The sequence below is a fragment of the Halorubrum sp. Atlit-8R genome, assembly GCF_003666025.1.
GTDB classification, from domain to species: Archaea; Halobacteriota; Halobacteria; order Halobacteriales; family Haloferacaceae; genus Halorubrum; species Halorubrum salinarum.
In genome coordinates this window covers 36,634-58,152 of record NZ_QPLV01000006.1, presented here as the reverse complement: position 1 = coordinate 58,152, position 21,519 = coordinate 36,634, and the positions used below count along the sequence as shown (strand labels likewise).

Annotated in this window: 20 protein-coding genes and 1 tRNA gene; 6 read left to right on the top strand and 15 right to left on the bottom strand. The window is 70.3% G+C overall.

Annotated features, from left to right (window positions below):
- Positions 1–51: 51 nt before the first annotated feature.
- Entirely contained in the window at positions 52–309 is a 258-nt protein-coding gene (locus tag DVK05_RS14340; RefSeq protein ID WP_121564410.1) for a hypothetical protein, read from the bottom strand.
- Positions 310–433: 124 nt separating this feature from the next.
- Here DVK05_RS14340 and DVK05_RS14335 point away from each other — a divergent pair, with 124 nt between their 5' ends.
- Entirely contained in the window at positions 434–970 is a 537-nt protein-coding gene (locus DVK05_RS14335) for a universal stress protein (protein WP_121564716.1), read from the top strand.
- Positions 971–998: 28 nt separating this feature from the next.
- On the opposite strand, the gene DVK05_RS14330 is transcribed toward DVK05_RS14335, so the two are convergent.
- Positions 999–1,988: a biotin--[acetyl-CoA-carboxylase] ligase gene (locus DVK05_RS14330; protein WP_121564408.1), complete on the bottom strand. Its 990-nt coding sequence runs from the start codon at positions 1,986–1,988 to the stop codon at positions 999–1,001.
- 96 nt (positions 1,989–2,084) lie between these two features.
- Here DVK05_RS14330 and DVK05_RS14325 point away from each other — a divergent pair, with 96 nt between their 5' ends.
- Together DVK05_RS14325 and DVK05_RS14320 are read left to right on the top strand one after the other, a co-directional pair.
- Entirely contained in the window at positions 2,085–2,480 is a 396-nt protein-coding gene (locus DVK05_RS14325) for a 2Fe-2S iron-sulfur cluster-binding protein (protein WP_121564406.1), read from the top strand.
- Between the two features lie 170 nt (positions 2,481–2,650).
- Positions 2,651–3,217, top strand: coding sequence for a hypothetical protein (locus DVK05_RS14320; protein WP_121564404.1), 567 nt, complete (start codon positions 2,651–2,653; stop codon positions 3,215–3,217).
- Positions 3,218–3,253: 36 nt separating this feature from the next.
- Here the strand turns inward: DVK05_RS14320 and DVK05_RS14315 are convergent, their stop codons facing one another.
- Positions 3,254–4,189 carry a DMT family transporter gene (locus DVK05_RS14315; protein WP_121564402.1) on the bottom strand — a complete coding sequence of 312 codons (936 nt, stop codon included), beginning with the start codon at positions 4,187–4,189 and terminating at the stop codon, positions 3,254–3,256.
- A 183-nt stretch (positions 4,190–4,372) separates the two neighbouring features.
- On the opposite strand from DVK05_RS14315, the gene DVK05_RS14310 reads away from it, so the two are divergent.
- Entirely contained in the window at positions 4,373–4,855 is a 483-nt protein-coding gene (locus DVK05_RS14310) for an Lrp/AsnC family transcriptional regulator (RefSeq protein ID WP_121564400.1), read from the top strand.
- Positions 4,856–4,895: 40 nt separating this feature from the next.
- Here the strand turns inward: DVK05_RS14310 and DVK05_RS14305 are convergent, their stop codons facing one another.
- From DVK05_RS14305 to DVK05_RS14285, 4 genes are all read right to left on the bottom strand, one after another.
- Positions 4,896–5,420 carry a phosphate-starvation-inducible PsiE family protein gene (locus DVK05_RS14305; protein ID WP_121564398.1) on the bottom strand — a complete coding sequence of 175 codons (525 nt, stop codon included), beginning with the start codon at positions 5,418–5,420 and terminating at the stop codon, positions 4,896–4,898.
- 68 nt (positions 5,421–5,488) lie between these two features.
- Positions 5,489–7,372 carry a Glu-tRNA(Gln) amidotransferase subunit GatE gene (gene gatE / locus DVK05_RS14300; RefSeq protein WP_121564396.1) on the bottom strand — a complete coding sequence of 628 codons (1,884 nt, stop codon included), beginning with the start codon at positions 7,370–7,372 and terminating at the stop codon, positions 5,489–5,491.
- A gap of 496 nt (positions 7,373–7,868) precedes the next feature.
- Positions 7,869–8,405: a twin-arginine translocation signal domain-containing protein gene (locus tag DVK05_RS16975; RefSeq protein WP_158598865.1), complete on the bottom strand. Its 537-nt coding sequence runs from the start codon at positions 8,403–8,405 to the stop codon at positions 7,869–7,871.
- A 257-nt stretch (positions 8,406–8,662) separates the two neighbouring features.
- A tRNA-Leu gene (locus DVK05_RS14285) sits at positions 8,663–8,747 on the bottom strand.
- Between the two features lie 160 nt (positions 8,748–8,907).
- Between DVK05_RS14285 and DVK05_RS14280 the strand changes: the two genes are divergently transcribed.
- On the top strand, positions 8,908–9,468 hold the full coding sequence (locus DVK05_RS14280) for a DUF420 domain-containing protein (protein WP_121564392.1): 561 nt from the start codon (positions 8,908–8,910) through the stop codon (positions 9,466–9,468).
- 29 nt (positions 9,469–9,497) lie between these two features.
- Here DVK05_RS14280 and DVK05_RS14275 read toward each other — a convergent pair whose 3' ends face one another.
- The 6 genes from DVK05_RS14275 to DVK05_RS14250 form a co-directional block, all read right to left on the bottom strand.
- On the bottom strand, positions 9,498–10,574 hold the full coding sequence (locus tag DVK05_RS14275; RefSeq protein WP_121564390.1) for a halocyanin domain-containing protein: 1,077 nt from the start codon (positions 10,572–10,574) through the stop codon (positions 9,498–9,500).
- 156 nt (positions 10,575–10,730) lie between these two features.
- Positions 10,731–12,230: an amidophosphoribosyltransferase gene (gene purF, locus DVK05_RS14270; RefSeq protein WP_121564388.1), complete on the bottom strand. Its 1,500-nt coding sequence runs from the start codon at positions 12,228–12,230 to the stop codon at positions 10,731–10,733.
- A 139-nt stretch (positions 12,231–12,369) separates the two neighbouring features.
- The gene (locus DVK05_RS14265; RefSeq protein ID WP_121564386.1) at positions 12,370–12,762 is read right to left on the bottom strand and encodes a DUF5820 family protein; all 393 of its coding nucleotides are present in this window, start codon (positions 12,760–12,762) and stop codon (positions 12,370–12,372) included.
- A gap of 91 nt (positions 12,763–12,853) precedes the next feature.
- Entirely contained in the window at positions 12,854–15,040 is a 2,187-nt protein-coding gene (gene rqcH / locus DVK05_RS14260; RefSeq protein ID WP_121564384.1) for a ribosome rescue protein RqcH, read from the bottom strand.
- A gap of 82 nt (positions 15,041–15,122) precedes the next feature.
- Entirely contained in the window at positions 15,123–16,460 is a 1,338-nt protein-coding gene (locus DVK05_RS14255; protein WP_121564382.1) for a S8 family serine peptidase, read from the bottom strand.
- Between the two features lie 160 nt (positions 16,461–16,620).
- Positions 16,621–18,345 (bottom strand): tRNA uridine(34) 5-carboxymethylaminomethyl modification radical SAM/GNAT enzyme Elp3, encoded by a 1,725-nt coding sequence (locus DVK05_RS14250; RefSeq protein WP_121564380.1) that lies wholly within the window; start codon positions 18,343–18,345, stop codon positions 16,621–16,623.
- Between the two features lie 87 nt (positions 18,346–18,432).
- Between DVK05_RS14250 and DVK05_RS14245 the strand changes: the two genes are divergently transcribed.
- Complete coding sequence (locus tag DVK05_RS14245; protein WP_121564378.1) at positions 18,433–19,950, top strand: DUF790 family protein; 1,518 nt, start codon at positions 18,433–18,435, stop codon at positions 19,948–19,950.
- Positions 19,951–19,960: 10 nt separating this feature from the next.
- On the opposite strand, the gene DVK05_RS14240 is transcribed toward DVK05_RS14245, so the two are convergent.
- Positions 19,961–20,509: a hypothetical protein gene (locus DVK05_RS14240; RefSeq protein ID WP_121564375.1), complete on the bottom strand. Its 549-nt coding sequence runs from the start codon at positions 20,507–20,509 to the stop codon at positions 19,961–19,963.
- Complete coding sequence (locus DVK05_RS14235) at positions 20,506–21,462, bottom strand: RsmB/NOP family class I SAM-dependent RNA methyltransferase (RefSeq protein ID WP_121564373.1); 957 nt, start codon at positions 21,460–21,462, stop codon at positions 20,506–20,508. The genes DVK05_RS14240 and DVK05_RS14235 overlap by 4 nt, the downstream gene beginning before the upstream one ends.
- Between the last annotated feature and the right edge of the window lie 57 nt (positions 21,463–21,519).

The following is a 21,519-nucleotide window of genomic DNA, read 5'->3' as shown; positions in this document are numbered from 1 at the left end:
AGTGGCCGCGGCGTGCGAAGCGGTGAGGAGCGAGCGGCAAAGCGGGCCCCGTCAGGCGTCGCCGTCGGACTGGCCCGGTTCCCCGAGCGCCTCGATGGGGAGGACGTTCTGGAGCGCGGCGTGCGCGTCGTCGGCGCTCTCGAACGTATCTTGGTTGACGTCGGCGAGGAGGTCGCCGAGGTCGGCGTCGCCGTCCGCGAACAGCACGGTGGTGCCGGCGAACGCCTCGGCGAGCGCGTCTCGCTCGGCGGGGTACGCGTGGTCTTCGAGCGTCGGTTCGAGCCGGGAGAGGGTGATCTCGTCGGACATACCGTCCCCTCGACGGGACGGAGCATAAACGCGCGCCCCGTCGCGGCCGGGGCGGGGGCGACGGCGAGAAACCGGCAAGAACCGCAAAAGGTTATCCGTCGTCGGCGATATGAGTCATGTGAACATGCCCCTATACGACCGGATCCTGGTCCCGACCGACGGCTCCTCGGAGGGGGAGCTGGCGGTGTGCCACGCGCTCGACCTCGCCGCGGTCCACGGGGCCTCGGTCCGCGCCATCTACGTGGTCGACACCGCGCGGTACGCCGGGATGCCGATGGAGACGACCTGGGAGGGCGTCGGCGACCTGCTGTACGACGACGGGGAGGCGGCGCTCGAAACGGTCCGCGAACTGGCCGCCGACCGCGACGTGGACGTGGAGACGGCGGTCGTCGAGGGGTCGCCCAGCCGCGAGATCATCACCCACGCCGAGGAGGCGGGCTGTGACCTCGTCGTGATGGGAACCCACGGCCGCGGCGGCATCGACCGGCTGCTCCTCGGCAGCGTCGCGGAGAAGGTCGTGCGGGGCTCGTCGGTCCCGGTGTTGACGGTCCGGATCGGCGACGGGGAGGAGCCGCCGAGCGCCGCCGAGTCGGCGACGGCGGGCGAGACGGCCGGGACCGACGCCGAGGGGCCGGTCTCGGACGCGACGGAGACCGGATAGGGAGGAGGCTCGGGCCTCGTCGCCCGCCTCACTCCGCGTCGCGGAGGTGTTCGCAGTCGCCCGCGTGGACGCGCCGCCGCCCCTCGTCGGTATCGATCACGAGCGCGCCCGGCTCGGCGACGTCGACGGCGGTGCCCTCCACGACGCCGTCGGCGGCCTCGACGCGGACCCGCCGCCCGAGCGTGCTCGCCCGCTCGCGCCACGCCGGGAGGACGCCGTCGAGCGCCCCGGGCGACGCGGTGAGTTCCGCGTAGCGTTCGAGCAGCGTCGCGGCGAACCGCCGCCGGTCGACCGGGTCGCCGCGCTCGGTCGACAGCGACGTCGCGCCCGCGGGCAGCGTCTCGGGTTCGAGGTTGGCGTTGACGCCGACGCCGACGACGAGCCAGCCCACGCGGTCGGCCTCCCCCTCCATCTCCGTGAGGATCCCCGCCAGCTTCCGGCCGCCGCGGCCGCCGGGGTCCGACGCGACGGCGCTTCCCTCGTTCGCCTCGTCGCCGACCAGCACGTCGTTCGGCCACTTGATCCGCGCGTCGACGCCGGCCTGCCGGGCGGCGTCGGTCGTCGCGACCGCGGCCGCGAGGGTGAAGAGCGGCGCCCGCGCGGTCGGCACGTCGGGGCGGGTCAGGACCGACAGCCAGACGCCGCCGCTCGGCGCCACCCACTCGCGGTCGAGGCGCCCCCGGCTCCCCGTCTGCTCGTCGGCGACCACCGCCACGTCCGTGGCGCCCTCTCCCGCGAGCTCGCGGGCCCGCTCGTTCGTCGACCCGACCCGGTCGTGGTACTCAACCGAGTAAGGGGCGTCGAGCCCGAACGCGATGCCCGGCCCGGAGTAGCCCGGGTCGTCGGGCGCGACGTATCCGTCCGGCGTCGACTCGACCGCGAACCCCTCCTCGCGGAGCCCCTCGACCGCCTTCCAGACGGCCGCCCTGGAGACGTCGAGCGACTCGGCGAGGGGGGGCCCGGAGACCGGGCCGTCGTCCGTCGCGAGGGCGTCGAGCAGCGCGCGCCGCGTGTCCATGCGTCCCGATCCGGCGGCCGCGCCGAAAGCCGTTCCGGGTCCCGAACGCCGCGTCGGGTCCCCGACGCTTTGTGTCCGGCGCGCGAAGGCCCTCCGATGACCGACGTGGACCGCGACGGCGCCGACCGAACGGAGGCGGGGACCGAGACCGTGTCGCTCGTCGTCGTCGACGGCGACGAGCGCGTCGACCTCGACGTGGAGCGCGGGCGGAACCTCCGCCGAGTCCTGCTCGACGCCGGGCTGTCGCCGTACGCGGCCGCGACCCGCCGCCTCAACTGCGGCGGGCGGGGGCTGTGCGCCACCTGCGGCGTCCGCGTCCGGGACGGGCCGCCGGCCGACCACTGGCACGACCGGCTCGCCGACCGGTTCGGCTACCCCCGGCTCTCCTGTCAGATCGCGGTCGACCGCCCGATGACGGTGTCGCTCGTCGACAAGCGCGTCTGGGGCGGGCGGCGGTCCGAGACGGGTGACGGAGAGTCTGACCGGAACTGACGCCGGACCCCACACCTCGTTTCCGGTGAAACGGCGAACGGTACCGCGTCGCACGGGCCGCCCGTCGAGGGGTTCCTGAGGGCCGTCGCGGGCGTTTCGCTCGGTCGTCGGGGACGTTCCGACCGCCGTCGCGGCACAAAAGCCAAGTCCGCTGGCCCGAACGGTCGGGTATGCAACCCTCCAAGGAGCGCGAGTCGTCCGACGACGACCCGATGGACGACCTCGACGACCTCCTCGACGACGACCTCACCGGCGGCGAGGGGGCGTCCGACGTCGACGCCGGCGGCGCCGCGGCCGCCGAACCGAGCGCACGGAGCGCCGGGAAGGCCGGGGACGCCGGCAGGGTCGGCGTCTCGGGCCGGTGGTTCTCGGCGAAGGCGTTCGGGCTCGCGCTCGCGACCGTCGCGGTCGGCGTGTTCGTCGGCGGGCTGATCCCGCTCATCGGGGGGACGATCGGCACCGCGGGCGGCGTGTTCGTCGCCGCGTTCCTCCTCGGTCTGGTGCTCTCGACGCGCCGGTACGTCGAGACCGGGATCGCCGGCGGCGCGGCGGGCGCGGCCAGCGCGGTGACGAGCGTCCTCGGCGTCGGCTTCCTGCCCATCGGGATCGACTACCTCTCGCAGTGGGGGCTCCCGCTGGTCGCGGTCGGCGGGGGCGTCGGGCTGGCGCTCGCGCTGCTCGGGCACTACTTCGGCCGCGACCTCCGCGCGGGGCTGAGCCGGGACATCGAAGAGTGAATCCCCGCTGACGGCGCGGAGCTTTTCGGCCGGTCGCTATCCGGTCAGTCGGTCGGCGCCGACGTAGTCGGCGATCTCCCGGCGCTCCAAGACGAGGAAGCCCGCGAGGATCGCGACGAAGCCGACCAGCGCCGACGCGTCGACGAGGTGGCCGAGCAGGAGCCAGCTGCCGACCGCGGCGACGACGGGCTCCGCGTAGCCGACGAGGTGGAGCTGCGACGGGCCGACCGCGTCGAGCAGCGCGAAGTACAGGAGGAACGCGACAACGCCGGACAGCACCGTCAGGTACGCGAGCGACGCGATCGACGTCTGGTTCCAGACGATCGCGGCGGGCGACTCCCCGATCGCGGCGGCGGCGACGAGGAGCTGGCCCGCCCCGATCACCATCGCCCACCCCTGAAGCGCGGCGATCGGCAGGTCGGTGCGGAGGGGTCGCAGCAGGACGGCGCCGAGCGAGAAGGCGACCGCGCCCGCGAGCGCGAGACCGACGCCGACGACCGCCGCGCTGCCGAGCCCGGCCGCAGCCGGGTCGGCGACCACGGCCACCCCGAGGACGCCGAGCGCGAACCCGCCGATCTCGACGGGGCCGAGGCGCTCGTTCGGGAGGAACGCGGCCGCGAAGACCGCCGTCAGGACCGGAGAGAGGCTCACGACGACCGCGGCGACCGCGCCGGAGATCCGGATCTCGCCGAGGTAGAGGAGCCCGTGGTACGCCGCGATGACGAACGTGCCCGCGACGGCGACGCCGAGCCACTCGTCGCGGCCCCGCGGCGTCCACCGGTCCGCGGCGACCGCGGCGTAGCCGAGCACGATCGCGCCCGCGACGGCGTACCTGACTCCCGCGAACAGCAGCGGCGGGAAGTAGTGGAGGCCGGCCTCGATGGCGACGAAGGAGGTCCCCCACAGCGTCGCGAGGAGGAGGAACGCGGCGACAATCGATTCCGGAGTAGAGAGGAAGTTTCTGAGATTCACTGGCTGCTCGTTCAAAATACGCGACTGTAGTTAAATTATACTCTCGAAACAGCCAATATCTAGGATGAAGAATCAGACATACGAATCAGATTCGATTCGACACTCGAACCGAGTTCGGATCTTAGAGGAGACTTCAACCCTGTCGGGCGACATATACAACCGATCGGGGGTCGATCCGGGGGTATGGACGAGCGCGACGTGCGGCTGTTGAAGGCCATCTCCGACCTCGGCACCGGGAGCCCCGAGCGGCTCCACGAGGAGACCGGGATCCCGGTGTCGACGATCCACTACCGGCTGAACAACCTGCGCGAGGCCGGCGTCATCGAGAACGACCTGTACGACCTCGACCACGAGGCGCTCGGCCTCGGCGTCACCGTCATCGTCGAGGTGCTCGCCAGCTACGAGGGCCCCTACGAGGAGTTCGCCGAGGGGCTGCTGGCGGTCGAGGGCGTCACGGAGGCGTTCTTCACGATGGGCGAGACGGACTTCGTCGTCCTCGCGCGGCTCTCCTCGTCGGACACCGTCGAGCGGCTGATCAGCGACTTCGAGGCGATCCCGCAGGTCGAGCGCACGAACTCCACGTTCACCATCGCGACGCTCCGCGACGAGTCGCGCGCGCCGGCGACGTACGACGTCGACACGCTGATCGAGGAGCTGACGGACTGACGGCCCGCTCGGACGGCGACAGCGGTCCCCGTACCGGCGCTCAATCGGACAGCAGCGAGTTGCCGACCGAGCGCTCGACGAACAGCAGCGCCACGAGGCCGCCGATGATGATCGTGTACGACACCGCCGCGAACAGCGCGTCCTGCGTCGTCGAGTACTCCGTGGTGCGGAAGATGATCACCTTCCGGACCATCGCAATGACCCCGGTGTAGATCACCAGCCTGACGATCCGGCGCGTGTCGCTCTGCTCGATGTAGGCGACGACCGTCTCGTACACCTCGACGATGATGAGGAGCAGCAGCCCGGTCTCGATGAAGCCGATGACCGTGTTCGGGTCGGTGATCGCGCCGGTGGGGACGGACTCGGCGATCTGGATCGCGAGGTCGATCACACCGATACCGAACAGCAGGGCGAAAAGCGCCGCCGCGGCCAGTTCGACGCCGTAAATGAACCAGTTCGTCGCGTCCGAGACGCGGTCGCCGCGTGTCTTCGCGACGGCCGGGTCGGGCGTGCTCCCCGGCTCGGGCGAGTCGTCGGACGGGTCGGCCGCAGACGAGTCAGCCATCTGTAGTTCTCGGACGGAAACAGGCGCTCCCGCCACGTAAAGAACGGGCCTAACCGGCGGCGAGCGCGCTACGTGCGCTTGCCGATCTCCTCGCGGAGCACGTCGGAGACGACCTCGCCGTCCGCCTTCCCGCGGAGCGCGCCCATGGCCTCGCCCATCAGCCCGGAGAACGCGCCCATCCCCTCGGCCTCGACCTGATCGGCGTTGCGCTCGACGACCTCGACGACGGCCTCGCGGACCTCCGCCTCGCTCACGCCGGAGAGCCCGGCCTCCTCGACCGCCTCGCTCGCCGTCAGGTCGGGGTCCTCGGCGAGCGTCGTCAGCACCTCGGGGACGCCCTCCTTCGCGAGGTCGCCGCCCTCGACGAGGTCGAACAGCGCGAGGAAGTGGTCGTCGGTGAGGTTCTCCACGGGCGCGCCGTCGCGCCGGATCTCCGTCGTCGTCGACTCCAGCGTCGACGCCGCGAAGGTCGGGTCGACGCCGCGCTCCACGGCCGCCTCGAACAGCGGGAACCGCTGGCCGAACGCGACCTGCTCGGCGAGGCCGGCGTCGAGGCCGAACTCCGCCTCGTACCGCTCGGCCTTCTCGTCGAGCAGCTCGGGCGTCTCCACGTCGGAGGGGTCCGGCTCGACCGGGGGCACGTCCGTCTCGGGGTACATGCGCGCCGCGCCCGGCAGCGGCCGGAGGTAGCGCGTGGTCCCGTCGTCGTTCGCGCCGCGGGTCTCCTCCGGGACGCCCTCGATCGCGGTCTCGGCGCGGTCCGCGGCCGCCTCGATCGCGAGGTCGGCGGTCTCCGGGTCGGCCGCGACGATGGCGACCGCGTCGCCCTCGCCCGCGCCCACCGCGTCGCGGAGCGCGTCGACCTCCGCCTCGGTGACGCCGTACGCGGGCAGCTCGTCGGTGTGGAAGATGCCGCCGGCGCCGTGGCGCTTCGCGTGGTCTGACAGCTCCGTGCCGAGCCGGCGGTCCGTCTGGATCTCGCGGCCGACGAGGCCGTCGAAGCCGAACAGCGGGACCGCGGTCACCTTCCCGCCCGAATCGAGCGCGCCGCGGATGACCCCGGACTCCGTGTCGGCGAAGACGTCGGTCACGTCCGAGACGTCGCCGACGCTCGCGTCGCGCTCGCGGAGCTCATCGCGGATTTCGAGCAGCTCCGCCTGCCGCCCGACCTCGCCGCGGACGATGTCCTCGATCCCTTGGAGGTCCTGGACCCCCTTCACCTCGACGCGGGCGCCGTCCGCGATGGAGACGTTCACGTCCTGGCGGATCGTGCCGAGCCCGCGCTTGACCGCGCCCGTCGAGCGGAGCAGCATGCCGATGCGCTCGGCGGCCTGCCGGGCGCCCTCGGGGCTGCGGATGTCCGGACCCGTCCCGATCTCGACGAGGGGGACGCCGAGGCGGTCGAGCGAGTAGACGACGCCGTCGTCGGTCTCCTCGACGCGCTTCGCGGACTCCTCTTCGAGCATGAGGTCGACGACCGACACCGAGCCGGACTCGGTCTCTATCTCGCCGTCCTGCCCCAAGAGAATGGAGCGCTGGAAGCCGGAGGTGTTCGAGCCGTCGATGACGAGCTTCCGCATGACGTGCGCCTGGTCGACAACCGAGAGGTCGAGCAGGTCGGCGATCTGGAGCGCCACCGATAGCGCCTCGCCGTCGACGCGGCGTGGGGGCTCGTCGTCCTCCTCGACGAGGCAGGTGGTGTCGTACGCGAGGTAGGTGAACTCGCGGTCGACCCGGCTCTCCTCCATCGCCGCGTCGTCGAGTTCGCCCAGTTCGCTCTTCGTCGGGTGGAGCTGGCGGGTGATCGACCGGTCGGCCTCGTCCGGGTCGCGCTCGACGGTCGGGGAGTCACAGAACAGCTTCGTCTCCGTGTCGAGCTGCTGGTGGATCTCCAGCCCGGCGACGAGCCCCAGTTCCTCGTAGTCGTACTCGGGGGTCGCGTCCGTACTCATTACGCCTCACTCCGACGGCGCGCGACTAAAAGGGTGGCAGTTCGCGCGAGCGACGAGAGTCCAGACCGCTGCTGCTGATTATAAGTGACTGAGCGGTGGCGCGTGCCTGCGAGCGGCCGCCGAAGGCGGTCGCGAGGAGCACGCGCGAGGGAGTCGCTGGCTCCCGGAGCGAAGCGGAGGGTGCCAGCGACGAGGCTGGGGAGGCGCGAGGCTGCGGTCCTGGGTGGGACTCAAAGGGGCAGCCGCGAGGGCGAAGCACGACGACGCAAGCACCGCAAGGAGCGAGCGGAGCGAGCGACTGAGGAGCACAGCGAGTCGCGCGAGTCCTCGCGGCTGGGGCTTTGGAGGTCCCAGTGATCGAACTGAGACCGACGGCTCTGTTGAGATCCTCAAACGGCGACGTGGCCTCAGCTCTCGGGTGACTACAGAGCGCAGAGCCAACACGTAGTGGGAAGTCAGCGAATGGCGGTGAGTAGTCAATACAGGCAGCAATTACTCAGTTGGAATCGATTGCTGACTCGAGATCGAAGGATCTAACATTACTTTCAGATATCGCTTGAGTTCGTGGTTCGGTGTCGTGGACTCGCAGATGGCGGAACTCCTTCTCCCCGGATCTCGTACTGACCGTGGCACGACCGCCGAGGGAAAGTTCGTTGAAGTCGGCCCGTGTGGCCGCCATATTGACCGGCCTCTCATTTCCGCCAACCGGAGCTACGTTAACGAGATACCGAACGTCCCCGAACCGGTTTTTCAGATTCTCATGGAGACTGTCGGAGACGGTAACGGTTCGGTCGTCAAAAGCAGACCCTACGTATTCGGGATCATATTGCCCGTGAAGGATATTTTCCAAGCGTTCGAACAGCACGGTGAGTAGGTCAATTCTGGTCGTGTTCCCATCGTAGGAGGTCGCCTCGACATTGATTGATTTCACGAAAACACGTCCTGTCGTTGTGTCGACCGAACTGACGCAGCCTGTCACCCCGACAGCACCTACGACGCTCACTCCTGCGAGGAAATTCCGGCGGGAGGGCATATTCGGAACGTGTGACATACTGGGAAAATATCTTGTGCCTATTTTTTCAGAATATCCGGGGTGCGGACATGCTATAGTAGAAGCGATTCAGCCGCTCGTAAGGAGGCGGCTGAAGCTTTGAGGCTATAAATGAAGCCGTTGCGTTACCGGTCACAACCGAGCACAGTCGTCACTCCCAGCATAACGTCCGAAAGGAATTGTGCGTGGGTGCTGTCGTAGAGACAACACCGGCATCGTTGGGGGTGTGCCCCGAGCGATGCGTGGGACCGGATTTGAACCGGCGGACCTCTACAGGACAGCGCCCTCAACGCTGCGCCGTTGGCCTGGCTTGGCTACCCACGCTCGCGGTGTTCTGTCGCGTCTCCACCTACCTTTCCCCTGATTAAAAGCCCTTCCATTCGAGGGAGCCGTGCCGGAGTTTCGCAGACTGTCGGGCGGCCCCCGCCGCGACGGGTCGACCGCAACCGGCACGGGTTTGGGGGTCGCGTCCCACCGCACGGACATGACCGACTGGGCCCGCGAGAACGTCTCCGTCCTGACCGCCGTCGCCTCCGTCGTCGCCCTCGCGCTCGTGTTCGGCGCGGTGGGCGGCGTGATCCCGAGTTCGCTGCTGCCGCGCGCGAGCGACGCCGTCCTCGCCGCGATCCCGCACTTCAACGCCGCCGTCTCCCTCACCGCCATCGCGACGATCCTGCTCGGCTGGCGGGCGATCTCCCGGGGGAACGTCGAGCGGCACCGGAACTTCATGGTGACCTCCTTCGCGCTGTTCGCCGCGTTCCTCGGCGCGTACCTCTACCGGCTGATCCACGTCGGCACCACCGAGTTCCCCGGGCCGGAGCTCGTCTACTCGTACGTCTACCTCCCGTTCCTCGCGGTCCACATCCTGCTGGCCATCGTCTGCGTCCCGTTCGTCTTTCACGCGCTCTTCCTGGCCGTGACCCGCCCGTACGCGGACCTCTATCAGACGCGACACTCGCAGGTCGGATTCGTCGGCGCCGTCCTCTGGCTGATCTCGTTCACGATGGGGATCGGCGTGTACCTGCTGCTGTACCACGTCTACTGACCGAAACCGCGACGAGAAGATCGGGGCGGCTACGCGTTCCGCTCGGCCTTCTGATGGGCGGCGTAGAACAGCGGGACGAGCAGCGCGCCGGCGAAGCCGAAGCCGAGCGCCAGCGTCCCGATGTCGCTCGCGGAGAGTCCGCTCCCGCCACCGGAGCCGCCGCTTCCGGAACCGCCCTCGCCGCCGATGAGCTGGTCGTCGACGGAGCCGACCGCGACGGCGCCTTTCATGCCGACCGACTGATGCGGGCCGCAGGCGTAGCGGAACACGTCGCCGTCGCCGGCGTCGTCGAAGGTGTACTCGAAGGTGGTGCCCTCCTCCGCCACCGCCGAGCCGCTGTCGAAGACGCCGTTCTCCTCGACGACGTTGTGGCCGCCGCCCCGGCCGGTCCACTCCCAGACGACCGTCGTTCCCGGGTCGACGAGGATTGCGGGCGGGTCGAACAGGAGGCCGTTCTCGCCCGCGCCGACCGAGACGGTGACCTCGCTCTGCCCGCGGAGGTCGCGCGTCCCCTCGTAGTTGCCGACGTTCGAGAACCAGTCGCCGTAGCCGGCTGCGCCGCCGCTTCCGGAGCCGCCGTCGCCCCCGTCGCCGCCCTCCGCCTGCGGATCGACGAGGTCGTCGTCGACGGAGCCGACCGCGACGGACCCCTTCATCCCGATGGACTGGTGCGGGCCGCAGTAGTAGTTGAACACGTCGCCGTCGCCGGCGTCGTCGAAGGTGTACTCGAAGGAGGTCCCCTCCTCAGCGACCGCCGACCCGCTGTCGAAGGTGCCGTCGTCCGCGACGACGTTGTGGCCGCCGCCCCGACCGGTCCACTCCCAGACGACCGTCGTGCCCGGGTCGATCAGGATGGCGGCGGGACCGAACAGGAGGCCGTTCTCGCCCGCGCCGACCGAGACGGTGACCTCGCTCTGCCCGCGGTAGTCGTGGGTACCGTCGTAGTTGCTCACGTCGTCGAGCCAGCCGTCGTACTGGGCGGCCGCGGTGCCGCTTCCGGCGGCGACGCCCGCGGCGACCGCCGCGCCGGCGGCCCCGGCGCGGAAGAACCCGCGGCGGCTCATCGACGCGGCGTCGTCCTCGGCAGCGTCGGCGTTCCGTGTCATACTCGCACGTCTAACCGTGATCGTATTTAAGCCCCCGATACGTCCCGAGCGGTCGGACCGCCGCCGAACGTGTGCGGGGTCGCGTTGGAAAAGGCGCGGCTCGCGACCGAGCGTTCGAGGCGTGATCCGGTCGTCGAATCCGGGCGTTCGCGGCCGTTAATCGTCGGCCGGCGTCGGGTCCGAGACCGGCGCGTCGACGTCGCGGTCGGTCGCTTCGCCCTCCACGTCGAAGGGATACTCGCCGGTGACGCAGCCGAGACACAGGTCGGCCCGGCTCTCGCCGAGCGCCTCCGCGACTGCGTCGATGGAGAGGTACGACAGCGAGTCGGCGCCGACCTCCTCGCGGATCTCCTCGGTCGAGGCGTCGGCCGCGATCAGCTCCTCCCGGGTCGCCATGTCGATGCCGAAGTAGCAGGGCGCGAGGATCGGCGGCGCGCCGATCCGGAGGTGAACCTCCTCGGCGCCCGCCTCGCGGACCAGCTCGACGAGCTGGGTCGATGTCGTCCCGCGGACGATGGAGTCGTCGATGATGGTGACCGACTTCCCCTCCACCGTCGAGCGGATCGGGTTCAGCTTCAGGCGGACCGCGCGCTCGCGCTCGTCCTGGGTGGGCATGATGAACGTCCGGCCCACGTACCGGTTCTTCATCAGGCCCTCGGCGAACTCCACGCCGCCGTCGTCGGCCGCCCTGGGCTCGCCGTCGGCGGTCGTCTCGGCCGCGGCGTCCGCGTAGCCGGAGGCGAAGGCGCGCCCGGAGTCGGGCACGGGCATCACCACGTCGGACTCGACCGCGGACTCTTCCCAGAGCTTCCGGCCGAGCTTCCGGCGCACCTCGTACACGAGGCTCTCGTCGATGACGGAGTCGGGGCGGGCGAAGTAGACGTGTTCGAAGAAGCAGTGGGCGGTCGACTCGCGTTCGACCAGCTGGTACGTGTCGTAGCCGGTGCCGTCGGGGTCGAGGACGACGAGCTCGCCGGGGCGCACGTCGCGGATCAGCTCGCCGTCGAGCGTGTCGATGGCGGCGGACTCGCTCGCGAGGACGTAGCCGCCGTCGAACTTCCCGAGACACAGCGGGCGGTTGCCGAGCGGGTCGCGGACGCCCAGCACGGTGTCGTCGTGGGTGATCGCCAGCGAGTAGGAGCCGTGGATGCGGTTCATCGTGTGCTTGACCGCCCGCACGAGGTCCTCTTCGAGGAGGTTCCGCGCGAGGTCGTGGGCGATCACCTCGGTGTCGCCGTCGGAGGTGAACGCGTGGCCGGCGGCCGCCAGCTCCTCGCGCACCTCGTCGGCGTTGACGAGGTTGCCGTTGTGCGAGAGCCCGAGCGAGCCGGACTTGAACGAGACGGAGAACGGCTGCGCGCAGCTCTTGTCGAGGCTGCCGGCGGTCGGGTAGCGCACGTGGCCGATCCCGGTGCCGCCCGACAGCGACGCGAGGTCCCCCTCCTCGAAGGCGTCGCCGACGAGGCCGCGCTCGACGTGGCTGTGCTGTTGGAACCCGTCGTGCGTGACGATCCCCGCCGACTCCTGGCCGCGGTGCTGGAGCGCGTACAGCGCGTAGTACAGCGGTCGCGCGGCCTCCCGGTCCTCGAGCGAGACGCCGACGACGCCGCACTTCTCCCGCGGTTCGTCGCCGCCGTAGTCCCCACCGGCGTTCATGTACGCGAGGGTGAGGCGGGCGGCGATAAAAATCCTCGTGTTCGTGGCGTATCCCCCCGCTCCTCACCGCGAGTTATACACCATTGTGGATACTTTCGGCGAGCGGCCCCGCGCGGTCGGGCGGTCCGACCGACGGGACTCACGCCGTCCCGCCGCTCCCGACGAACTCGTCGAGGCGCGCGAAGTACTCCTCTCTGGGCACCTGGTACGCCCCTCGGTAGTCCACGTCGCCGTCGACGAATCGCTCCGCGACATCGACCGCGCCGGCCGCGCCCGCCTCCCGGCTCTCGTGGGTCTCCGTGACCGCCTCGATTTCGGGCTCTAAGAAGAGGACGACGTGCCACTCGTCGGTCGCGTACTGGCCCGATCCGGGCCGGGCGTTCCGGGCGCCGTTCGTCAGGTAGATGGTCGGGAGACACTCGTCGGGGAGGTCGCCGCTCCCGAAGACGTCGGGGCGGTAGACGAGGATCGCCCGCCCGCTGGGCTCCTCGTTCCACAGCCGCCAGCCGTCCGGCAGCGATTCGAAGGCCATGCGCCCCCTCGGTCGCGGAGGCTTGAAAACGTCGCGCTCGGGCCGACGCGGTGCCGCTCCGTCGGCGACGGGATCCGGTTGACGACTGACCTCAGTCGACGATGTCCGACCCGCCCGGCGGCAGGAACTCCTGTAGCCGGTCGGCGCTCGCGACCTTCCGCACGAACGACTGGTCCGCGAACCGCTCTTTCAGGCTCCGGTAGGCCATCATCGCGGCGTCGTTCTGCGCGTACATCCCCGGCTCGAAGGTGACGTGCGCGGCCGCGCGGTCGACGATCGCCGACGGCGGTCCCCCGATGGCGCGGGTGACCGGCTCGCACTGGACGCCGACCGCGATCCGGCAGGGGACGTCCTCGAAGTACGTGCGGTCGCCGCGGATCACGAAGCTCCCCTTCTCGATGTACTCGCCGCTCTCGGGCGTCTTCGACACTTGGTCCGGCTCGACCATGTACGCGTCGCCCGCGCCGCGGCCGTCCTTCCAGTCCGACGAGTAGGAGACGGCGAACTGCGCGGCCTCGCGCAGGGTCTCCTCGGAGAAGTCGACCGGGTCGGCCGACTCCGACGGCCCCGACGCCTTCAGGATCGTCACCGGTCCCCCGTGCGCCTGGGTGTGGAAGAACCGGTCGTGCTTGCTCATGTACTTCTTCACCAGCTCCTCGTTCTGGTCGGCGTTCCGGCCGCCGATGACGAGGTACCCCGTGGAGGTGCGGAACCAGCGGAACCGCTCGAACCAGTCGTCCGGGCTGCGGATCGGGATCGACGACCGCGAGAGCCAGTCGGTCTCGTACTCCTCCTCGTCGGCGTCGCCGTCGTCGTCAGCGTCGTCTCCCTCGTCGGCTGCCTGCTGTTCCTCCCACTCCCGCTTCCGCTCCTTGACGGCCTCCAGCTCCTCGCGGGTCGACTCGATCGCCTCCTTCGCGCCCGCCTTCTTCTCCTCGACACGCTTCGCCTCGCGGTAGAGCCGGTCGGCGTTGACCTCGACGCCCTCGCTGGCGTCGAGTTCGACCCGAGTCGTCCCGCCGTCGTCACCCTCCTCGTCGAGCTCGACCGTCACGGTCCCCTCGCCGCCGTCGACGCCGACGACGGCCTGCGCCGCCTCGATCCCGCGCTCGGCGCCGGCGTCGAGCGTCGCCTCGATCTCGTCCCACGGCACCTCGTTCTCGCGGGCCTCGCGCACGGTCGAGATCACCTCGTCGACGAGGTCGTAGTTCGCGTACAGCAGCTCGGCGCGCTCGCGCTCGGCCTGCGCCTGCTCCTCGAACCCCTCGATCGCCCCCTTCTGCTGTTCGATGATCCGCTCCTGTTTGGCGATCTCCTCCTCAAAGTCCGGGCGGGCGCTGCCGGCGTCGGCGGGCGCCTCGCCGTCGTCGGTCGCCTCGCTCCCCAGCCGGTGGAAGTACTCGTCGACGGCGTCGTTGAACGAGTCGAAGCCGACGCTCGGGAGGTCCTCGTGTTCGGCCAGCGGGAACGGCGTCACGTCGACGACCCGGGGCTCGCCGCCGTCGCCGTCGGTCCCGTCGCCCTCGACCGACTCCTCGTACACGCGGGGGTCGACGTCGCCGGAGCGGAGCCGCTCGTCGATGCGTGCGAGCGCGTCGTGGAGCGCGCGGAGCTGCTCGTCGGTCGCCTCCTCGATGGGCGTCTCCTTCGGCACGCCGGCCCGCGTACACACCTCCTCGGCGTACAGGCCGCCGAGGTTCAGCTGCGTGGCGAGCGTGCGCACCACGTCGCTGTCCGACTCGCGCATGTGGCGCTCGAACCCGCCGTAGCTCACGTCGAGCGGGTTCAGCCGCGACGCGGGGTACTCGTACTGCGAGCCGGGCGCGACGGTGCGGGACTTGAGCCGCACCGTCGACAGCGCCCCGATCACCTCGCCGGTCTCGTCGAGCGCGGCGACGTTCCCCTGGCCGAACAGCTCCGCGACGAGGGTGGTGTTCTGGTCCTCGCGCTCGAACTCGAAGGTGAGGATGCGGTCGAACTCGTACTGCTCGACGCCCGCGAAGTCCGCGCCGGACATGCGGTTCCGCAGCATCTTCGCGAAGTTCGGCGGGCGACCCGGCGCGTCCGCGACGTGATCGGGATCGGCGGCGTGCGCCCGTTTCACGTCGCCTACCTCGATCATGAGCTCGACGCGGCCGCGGTCGAAGTCGCGCAGCTTCAGCCGGAGCAGGTCGTCGTCGTAGAGGTACGCCTTATCGACCTTCGCGCCCTCGTACCGATTGAGCTCGGTGACGAGCGCGGCGAGGTCGATGCTCGACAGCTCCCGCTTCTGGTCCATACCCAAGACAGACCGGCGGGCCGGAAAAAGGCGTGTCGTTGTGAAGACGGCCCGTGACGCGCTCAACGGCGTCGCGTCGTCGCTACTTCTTGCCGTTCTTCTTCGCCAGCAGCTCGACGGTGTTCAGGGCGTTGATGATCCCGGCGCCGAACTTGGAGCTGCTCTTGCCGTTCGCGCCTTCGGCTCCCTTCTGGATGGCCTGCTCGACGCGGCTCGCGTTCGCGTTCGGTTCGAGTTCGCGAACGAGCGCGGCCAGCCCGGCGACCTGCGGTGCGGCCATGGAGGTGCCGGCGATGGCATCGTAACCGGGCAAGCCGATCTCCGATTCCAGATCGGTCGGCCACGTCGAAACGACGGCGTTCAATGGGAAGGGGATGTCATCGGGCTCCCCGGTTACACCCAGCGTCCGTTCGACTGTCTCGTAGTAGCCGCCCGGCGCGGCGATGTCGATGTCGCTCGTGCCGAAGTTCGAGTAGAACGAGAGCGTGTCGGCGGGCGAGGTGGCGCTGACGGTGAACGCCGCCGGAACGCTGTTCGGGAGGGTGAAGCCGCTTCCCTGAAGACTACCCGAGTCGTTGCCCGCGCTCCCGGTGATCACGGTGCCGCGCCGGACCGCGCTCTGGAATACCGTCTGGACCTCCGCCTTCAGCTTGTTCAGGGCCGACCCGGGTTCCTGGACCCCAGGAATGCCGAGGCTGAAGTTCGCGGCATCAGCGCCGATCTCGGCCGCGTAGTCGATCCCGGCGAGGATGTCCCCGAACGTCGCGCCGCCGTCGGCAGGGAAGACGCGGACCGGGATCAGCTCCGTGTCCGGCGCGGTCCCGACGACGCCGACCTCGCCGGTCGCGCCGACGGTCCCCGCGACGTGGGTGCCGTGGTAGCCAGAGTCGTCGGGGCCAATTTCCGGTACGTCGTCGTTGGCGACGAACGCGCGGCCGAGCTCCTCGTTCACGTTGCCGAGGTCCGGGTGGTTGAGATCGATCCCCGTGTCGACGATCGCGACCCGCGTCCCCTCGCCGGTCGCGTACTCGTGGGCCTCAAACACGTCCGTGGTCTGCTTGTCCCACTGGAGGTCGCTGTAGGCGGCGCCGTCGCTCGGAAGCTCTTCGTCGTCCGGCTCGGCGTCGATCTCCGGCTCGTCCAACTCGACGGTCACGTCCGGGTTCGCCGACGAGACGCCGCCGATCGACTCGATGTCGGCGGCCGCGGCCGCCGGACCGGTGACGACGAGGACCGACCCCTCTGCGAGTTCGTGCCGGACCGAAAAGCCGGCGTCCGCGACAGCCTCACGCGTCCCGGTTCCGCCCGCCCCGACGATGTACTGCGTCTCTCCGTTGGCGGCCGAGGCCGTGCCGGTGATAGTCGCCGTTACGCCGATGCCCGCGGCACCTTTGATGAAGGTGCGTCGTCCGAATTTCATGATAACATCCCTCGTGAAACGAGGTACCATTCGTCAGGTATGACGCGTAATAAAAGTTAGAGAACGACACCGACCGTGCCGGTTCCTCGGCGTTCGATCCGCCGACACCGACTGTCAGTTTCGGATCGCCGTCACTTCGCCGCTCGCTTCACCGGTCCGATCAGAGTCGCTTCGACACGTACGGGCCGTCCTGCCGGTAGCCGAGCTTATTGCGGTAGTACTCGCGGGCGCCGATGCCAGAGATGACCGCGATTTTCTCGTAGCCGGCCCCGCGGGCGAGTTCCTCGGCGCGTTCGAGGAGCCGCGTTCCGTACCCCTGGTGCTGCCAGTCGCCGTCGCCGCCGATGCCGACCTCGTTGCCGTACACGTGGAGCTCGCGGACCAGGGCGGCGTCTTCGAGCTCCGGGCGGATCGGGTCGCTCTCGGTCCCGGGCGCGCCGGGCTGGTCGGGCGCGAAGGAGGGGAACCGCAGCCGGCAGAAGCCGACGAGCAGGTCCCGGACGGGGTCCTCGAAGGAAATGAAGTGCTCCGTGCCGCCGCCGGCCTCGTAGGTGAGCACGTCGAGTTCCACGTCGTCCGGGTCCGGGTCGGCGTCGTTGTGCCCGACCTCGCGGGCGCGGATGTCGCGCTGGACGATCCCCTTCTCCTCGGCGCGCTGGGCCGCGAGCTGGCGGAGGTTCGACTTCTGGACGCCGGCGTCGATGAAGTCCGCGGGGATGTCGCGCTGGACGCGCTGGAGCCGCGTGTACTTCGGGATCTGGTCCATCACGTCGGCGACGAGGTCGGCCGCCTCCTCGCTGGTGAGCGGGTCGAAGTCGTCGCGGCGCCAGCGGTCGTACACGCGGGTCCCCTCGACGACGAGGGTGGGGTAGATCTTCAGGTAGTCGGGGCGCCAGTCGGGGTTCTCGAACAGCTGGCGGAAGTCCTCCAGACACATCTCGCGGGTCATCCCCGGCTGGCCGGGCATCATGTGGAAGCCGACCTTGAACGCCGCGTCGCGGAGGCGGCGGTTCGCGTTGCGGGAGGCCTCGTTGCCGTGCCCGCGGTGCATCTCGCGGTTGATCCGCTCGTAGGTGGTCTGGACGCCGACCTCGACCTTCGTGCCGCCCAGGTCGAGCATGCGGTCGATCTGCTCGGGGTCACACCAGTCGGGCTTCGTCTCGAACGTCGTCCCGATGTTGCGGATCGCGTTCGTCTCGTTCTCGGCGATCACGTCTTCGAGGTACTCGAACTCCGTCTCCTCGGGGTCCGGCGCGAACGACTCGCCCTCGGCGGGCTCCGGCTCCTCGTCGAGGTCGTAGTCGTTCATCGCCTGGAGCGCGCGCTTCACGAACCACTCTTGGTAGTCGTGCGAGCGCGCCGTCATCGTCCCGCCCATCAGGATGAGCTCCACCTTGTCGACGGGGTGACCGATCTTCCGGAGCTGTTCGAGCCGGAGCGTGACCTGGCCGTACGGGTCGTAGTCGTTCTGCTCGCCGCGCGCCGCCGCGGGCTCGTGGCCCGTGTACGACTGCGCCGAGGAGAACTCGGAGGCCGGGCCGCCCGGACAGTAGAGGCACTTCCCGTGCGGGCACAGCTTCGGCGAGGTCATGATCGCGACGGGGGAGACGCCCGAGGCGGTCCGGACGGGCTTGCGCTGGACCACCTCGATCACGTCGTCGCGCGCCTCGGCGGGGGCGTGGTCCAGTATCTCGGTGTTCTTCGGCACCTTCGGGGAGCCGAACTCCGAGCAGGCGTCGAGCTTGGCGCGTTCGAGGTCGTCGCGCTCGATCTCGCCCGCGAGGATGCGGTCGACGAGGTGTTCGCAGGTGCGGACGAACGCCTCCGAGTCGGTTCCGTCCCCGGAAGCGGCGTCGTCGGCGTCGCCCGCCGCGTCGGTACTCATTACGCCTCGATCGACGGGTTTCGGAGTTAAGCGTGTCGCACCCGGGAAACCGGCCGGTTTTAGGCCGCCACCCGCGTAGGCGCGGCCGTGCTACGGAAGGACCTCCTGCGCGTCTCCCGGGCGGGCGGCGGCTACCGTCCGCGGTTCGCCGGCCGGGAGCACCGCCCGCTCGCGGCCCGCGTGCTCGGGACGTTCGAGTCGCACGTCGGCGAGCGCCGCGGCGACCTCGACGACGCGCTGGCGGACCTGGAGGCCGACGCGGCCGCGCGGAACGGCGACTTCAAGCTCGTCCGCGGGCTCGCGGCGCTCGTCGAGCGCGAGTGCGAGTTCGAGACGCGCGCCCCGGTCCCGCCGCGCCGCGTCCGGCGCGCGGCGTTCGAGGCCGCGGAGACGGTCGGCGTCGCGAGCGAGGCGGACCGGGAGGTCGCGGTCGACCGCGCCGCGGACGCGCTGGGGATCGAGCCGGGCGACGTGGCGGCGTCGCTGTACGCCGACCGCGACGTAGAGCAGGTGCTCGTCGACGCCGACGTGCGCTGGGGCCCGGACGCCCTGCTGGAGCAGTACGACCTCTCCTTGGCCCAGACGGCGCTGTTCGACGCCACCGAGGTCCGGGTGCGGTCGAACGACCCGAAGCGCCTCGTTTCGGCCGTCAAGCGCCTGCGGTTGATGTACGAGGTCGAGCGGACGCCCGAGGGGAGAGAGCTCGTCGTCACCGGCCCCGACGCGCTGTTCTCGCGGACGAGGCGGTACGGGACCGCCTTCGCGCGGCTGCTCCGGACGGTCGCGGAGTCGGCGGAGTGGTCGCTGGAGGCGACGATAGACGACCGCGGCCGCGAGCGCACGATGCGCCTCTCCGACGGCGACGTGACGGTGCCGGCCGTCGAGCCCGTCGCGGAGCCCGACTTCGACAGCGGGGTCGAGGCGGACTTCGCCGGCCGGTTCCGCGGGCTCGACCTCGACTGGACGCTCGTCCGCGAGCCGGAGCCGCTGGAGACGGGCGCGAGCGTGATGATCCCCGACTTCGCGTTCGACTACGCCCACGCCGACTTCCGGCTGTTCTTCGAGGTGATGGGCTTCTGGACCCCCGAGTACGTGAACAAGAAGCTCGGGCAGCTGGCGGACGTGGAGGACGTGGACCTGCTGGTCGCCGTCGACGAGAGCCTCGGCGTCGGTGAGGAGGTGGCCGCCCGCGACCACCGCGTCGTCACCTACTCCGGGACGGTGCGGGTGAAGGACGTGGTCGACGTGCTCCGCGAGTACGAGGCCGACTTCGCCGCGGACGCGGCCGCGGACCTCCCGGACGCGCTGTCGCCCGACGCGGACGTGATCGGGCTCGACGACCTCGCGGACGAGCACGGGGTGAGTGTCGGCGCGATCGAGGGCAAATCGTTCCCCGACCACGTGCGGATCGGGCGGACACTCGTCCGGCCGGCGGTGCTGGAAGCGATCGAGAGAGAAATCGACGCCGGGATGGCGCTCTCCGAGGCCGAGTCGGTCCTCGACGAGTACGGCGTCGACGACGCGAGCGCCGCGCTCTCGCGGCTCGGCTACCGGGTCGAGTGGGAGGGCCTCGGCGGGGGGACCGTGCGGGAGAAGGAGTCGTGACGGCGGTCGGTCACTCCACGACCGGCAGGTCCGCGCGGCTGCCATTCGGCACCACCGAGCGCAGTTCGTCGTAGAGGTACAGCCCGACGCCGATCGGCACGCTCTCGCCCGCGACCTCGTGGGTCGCGATCAGGTACCCCCAGTCGCCCTCCCACTCGGGGAGGTCCTGGTCGTCCCCGGCGGCGAAGGCGGCCGCCCGTTCCGGGCCGAGCTCGATCACGTTCTTCGTCGCGCGCGACCCGAACCGCGAGACCGCCCGCCCGGTCGGCTTCCAGTGCTCCTGTCGCGTCCGGAGGAACGTCATGCCGACCGCCTCGACCTCGCTGGGGTCGGTCGCCTCGCCGTTGAAGATCCAGATCTTCCCGGCGCCCTTCTCCCAGAAGGAGTACCCGGCGAAGGTGTCCCGACCGATCCCGAACCGCTCTTCCCACCAGTCGAGGACCTCCTCGCGGCTCGCGCGGCCCTCGACCGCGCGGTCGGCGGGAGTCTCCGGGAGCCGGTCGAACTGCTGCCCGTCGTTGGTGGGGGCTGCCGCCGACCCCTCGGCGTCGTCGCTCATGCGGCCACCTCGCCGCCGTCGGCGGCGTCTCCGCTCTCGTCGTCCGTTCCGCCCACGCGCAGCTTCGCGCAGAAGAACCCGCCCGTGTCGTTGCGGTGGGGGTAGATGCGCTTCGCGCGCGTCACCGACTCGTCGTACGTCTCGCCGTCCCACTCGGTCACGCCGGGGTCTGTGTCGAGCGGCAGGTCGAAGTCGACCAGCTCGCAGTCCTCGCTCGCGAGGACGTGGTCGAGGACGGCCTCGTTCTCCTCGGGCGCGAACGTACACGTCGAGTAGACGACGACGCCGCCCCGGCGGGTCGCCTGGACCGCCCGCGCCAGGACGCCCTTCTGGATCCCCGCGACCGCGTGGACGTGGTCGAGCGTCCACTGGTCGAGCACGTCCGGGTTCTTGCGACAGGTGCCCTCACAGGAGCAGGGCGCGTCGACCAGCGCGCGGTCGAACTCGTCGAACGCGAGCGGCTTCGTCGAGAAGTTGCGGGCGTCCTGGTTCGTGACGATCGTGTTCGTGATCCCGAGCCGCTCGGCGTTGTGCCGGAGCGCGGAGAGCCGCCCGAGGTTGTTGTCGTTGGCGACGACGGTGCCCTCGTCGTCCATGGCGTCCGCGATCTGGGTCGTCTTGCTGCCGGGCGCCGCGCAGGCGTCCCAGACGCGCTCGCCCGGTTGCGGGTCGAGCGCGAGTCCGGGCAGCACGGACACCTCCTCCTGGCCGTGCGTCCAGCCGTGGACGTACGGCCAGTTGCCGCCGGGGTTGCCGTCCGGGAGCCGGAACAGGCCGTCGTGCCAGTCGACCGGCTCGTATGCGACGCCCGCCTCGTCGAACGCCTCGCGGACGCGGGCCGGCGTCGCCGCGATGCCGTTCGTGCGCACGACCGAGGGGAGGGGCCGGTCGCACGCCGCCCGGAACGCGTCGACGTCGTCGACGAGCGGCTCGTAACGGTCGAGCGGATTCATAGCCCTCCTTTCGCGTCGGGGCGTTAGACGGTTTCGGGACTCAGGCGCGGAGACTCC

Bases quoted from the DNA above. Each gene is read 5' to 3' on its own strand.
- DVK05_RS16975 (WP_158598865.1), bottom strand. From the start codon at position 8,405: ATGCCCTCCCGCCGGAATTTCCTCGCAGGAGTGAGCGTCGTAGGTGCT.
- DVK05_RS14265 (WP_121564386.1), bottom strand. From the start codon at position 12,762: ATGGCCTTCGAATCGCTGCCGGACGGCTGGCGGCTGTGGAACGAGGAG.
- DVK05_RS14275 (WP_121564390.1), bottom strand. From the start codon at position 10,574: ATGACACGGAACGCCGACGCTGCCGAGGACGACGCCGCGTCGATGAGC.
- purF (WP_121564388.1), bottom strand. From the start codon at position 12,230: ATGAACGCCGGTGGGGACTACGGCGGCGACGAACCGCGGGAGAAGTGC.
- DVK05_RS14305 (WP_121564398.1), bottom strand. From the start codon at position 5,420: ATGGCTGACTCGTCTGCGGCCGACCCGTCCGACGACTCGCCCGAGCCG.
- DVK05_RS14320 (WP_121564404.1), top strand. From the start codon at position 2,651: ATGCAACCCTCCAAGGAGCGCGAGTCGTCCGACGACGACCCGATGGAC.
- DVK05_RS14255 (WP_121564382.1), bottom strand. From the start codon at position 16,460: ATGAAATTCGGACGACGCACCTTCATCAAAGGTGCCGCGGGCATCGGC.
- DVK05_RS14310 (WP_121564400.1), top strand. From the start codon at position 4,373: ATGGACGAGCGCGACGTGCGGCTGTTGAAGGCCATCTCCGACCTCGGC.
- DVK05_RS14335 (WP_121564716.1), top strand. From the start codon at position 434: ATGCCCCTATACGACCGGATCCTGGTCCCGACCGACGGCTCCTCGGAG.
- DVK05_RS14330 (WP_121564408.1), bottom strand. From the start codon at position 1,988: ATGGACACGCGGCGCGCGCTGCTCGACGCCCTCGCGACGGACGACGGC.
- DVK05_RS14240 (WP_121564375.1), bottom strand. From the start codon at position 20,509: ATGAGCGACGACGCCGAGGGGTCGGCGGCAGCCCCCACCAACGACGGG.
- DVK05_RS14235 (WP_121564373.1), bottom strand. From the start codon at position 21,462: ATGAATCCGCTCGACCGTTACGAGCCGCTCGTCGACGACGTCGACGCG.
- DVK05_RS14325 (WP_121564406.1), top strand. From the start codon at position 2,085: ATGACCGACGTGGACCGCGACGGCGCCGACCGAACGGAGGCGGGGACC.
- gatE (WP_121564396.1), bottom strand. From the start codon at position 7,372: ATGAGTACGGACGCGACCCCCGAGTACGACTACGAGGAACTGGGGCTC.
- DVK05_RS14280 (WP_121564392.1), top strand. From the start codon at position 8,908: ATGACCGACTGGGCCCGCGAGAACGTCTCCGTCCTGACCGCCGTCGCC.
- DVK05_RS14340 (WP_121564410.1), bottom strand. From the start codon at position 309: ATGTCCGACGAGATCACCCTCTCCCGGCTCGAACCGACGCTCGAAGAC.
- rqcH (WP_121564384.1), bottom strand. From the start codon at position 15,040: ATGGACCAGAAGCGGGAGCTGTCGAGCATCGACCTCGCCGCGCTCGTC.
- DVK05_RS14250 (WP_121564380.1), bottom strand. From the start codon at position 18,345: ATGAGTACCGACGCGGCGGGCGACGCCGACGACGCCGCTTCCGGGGAC.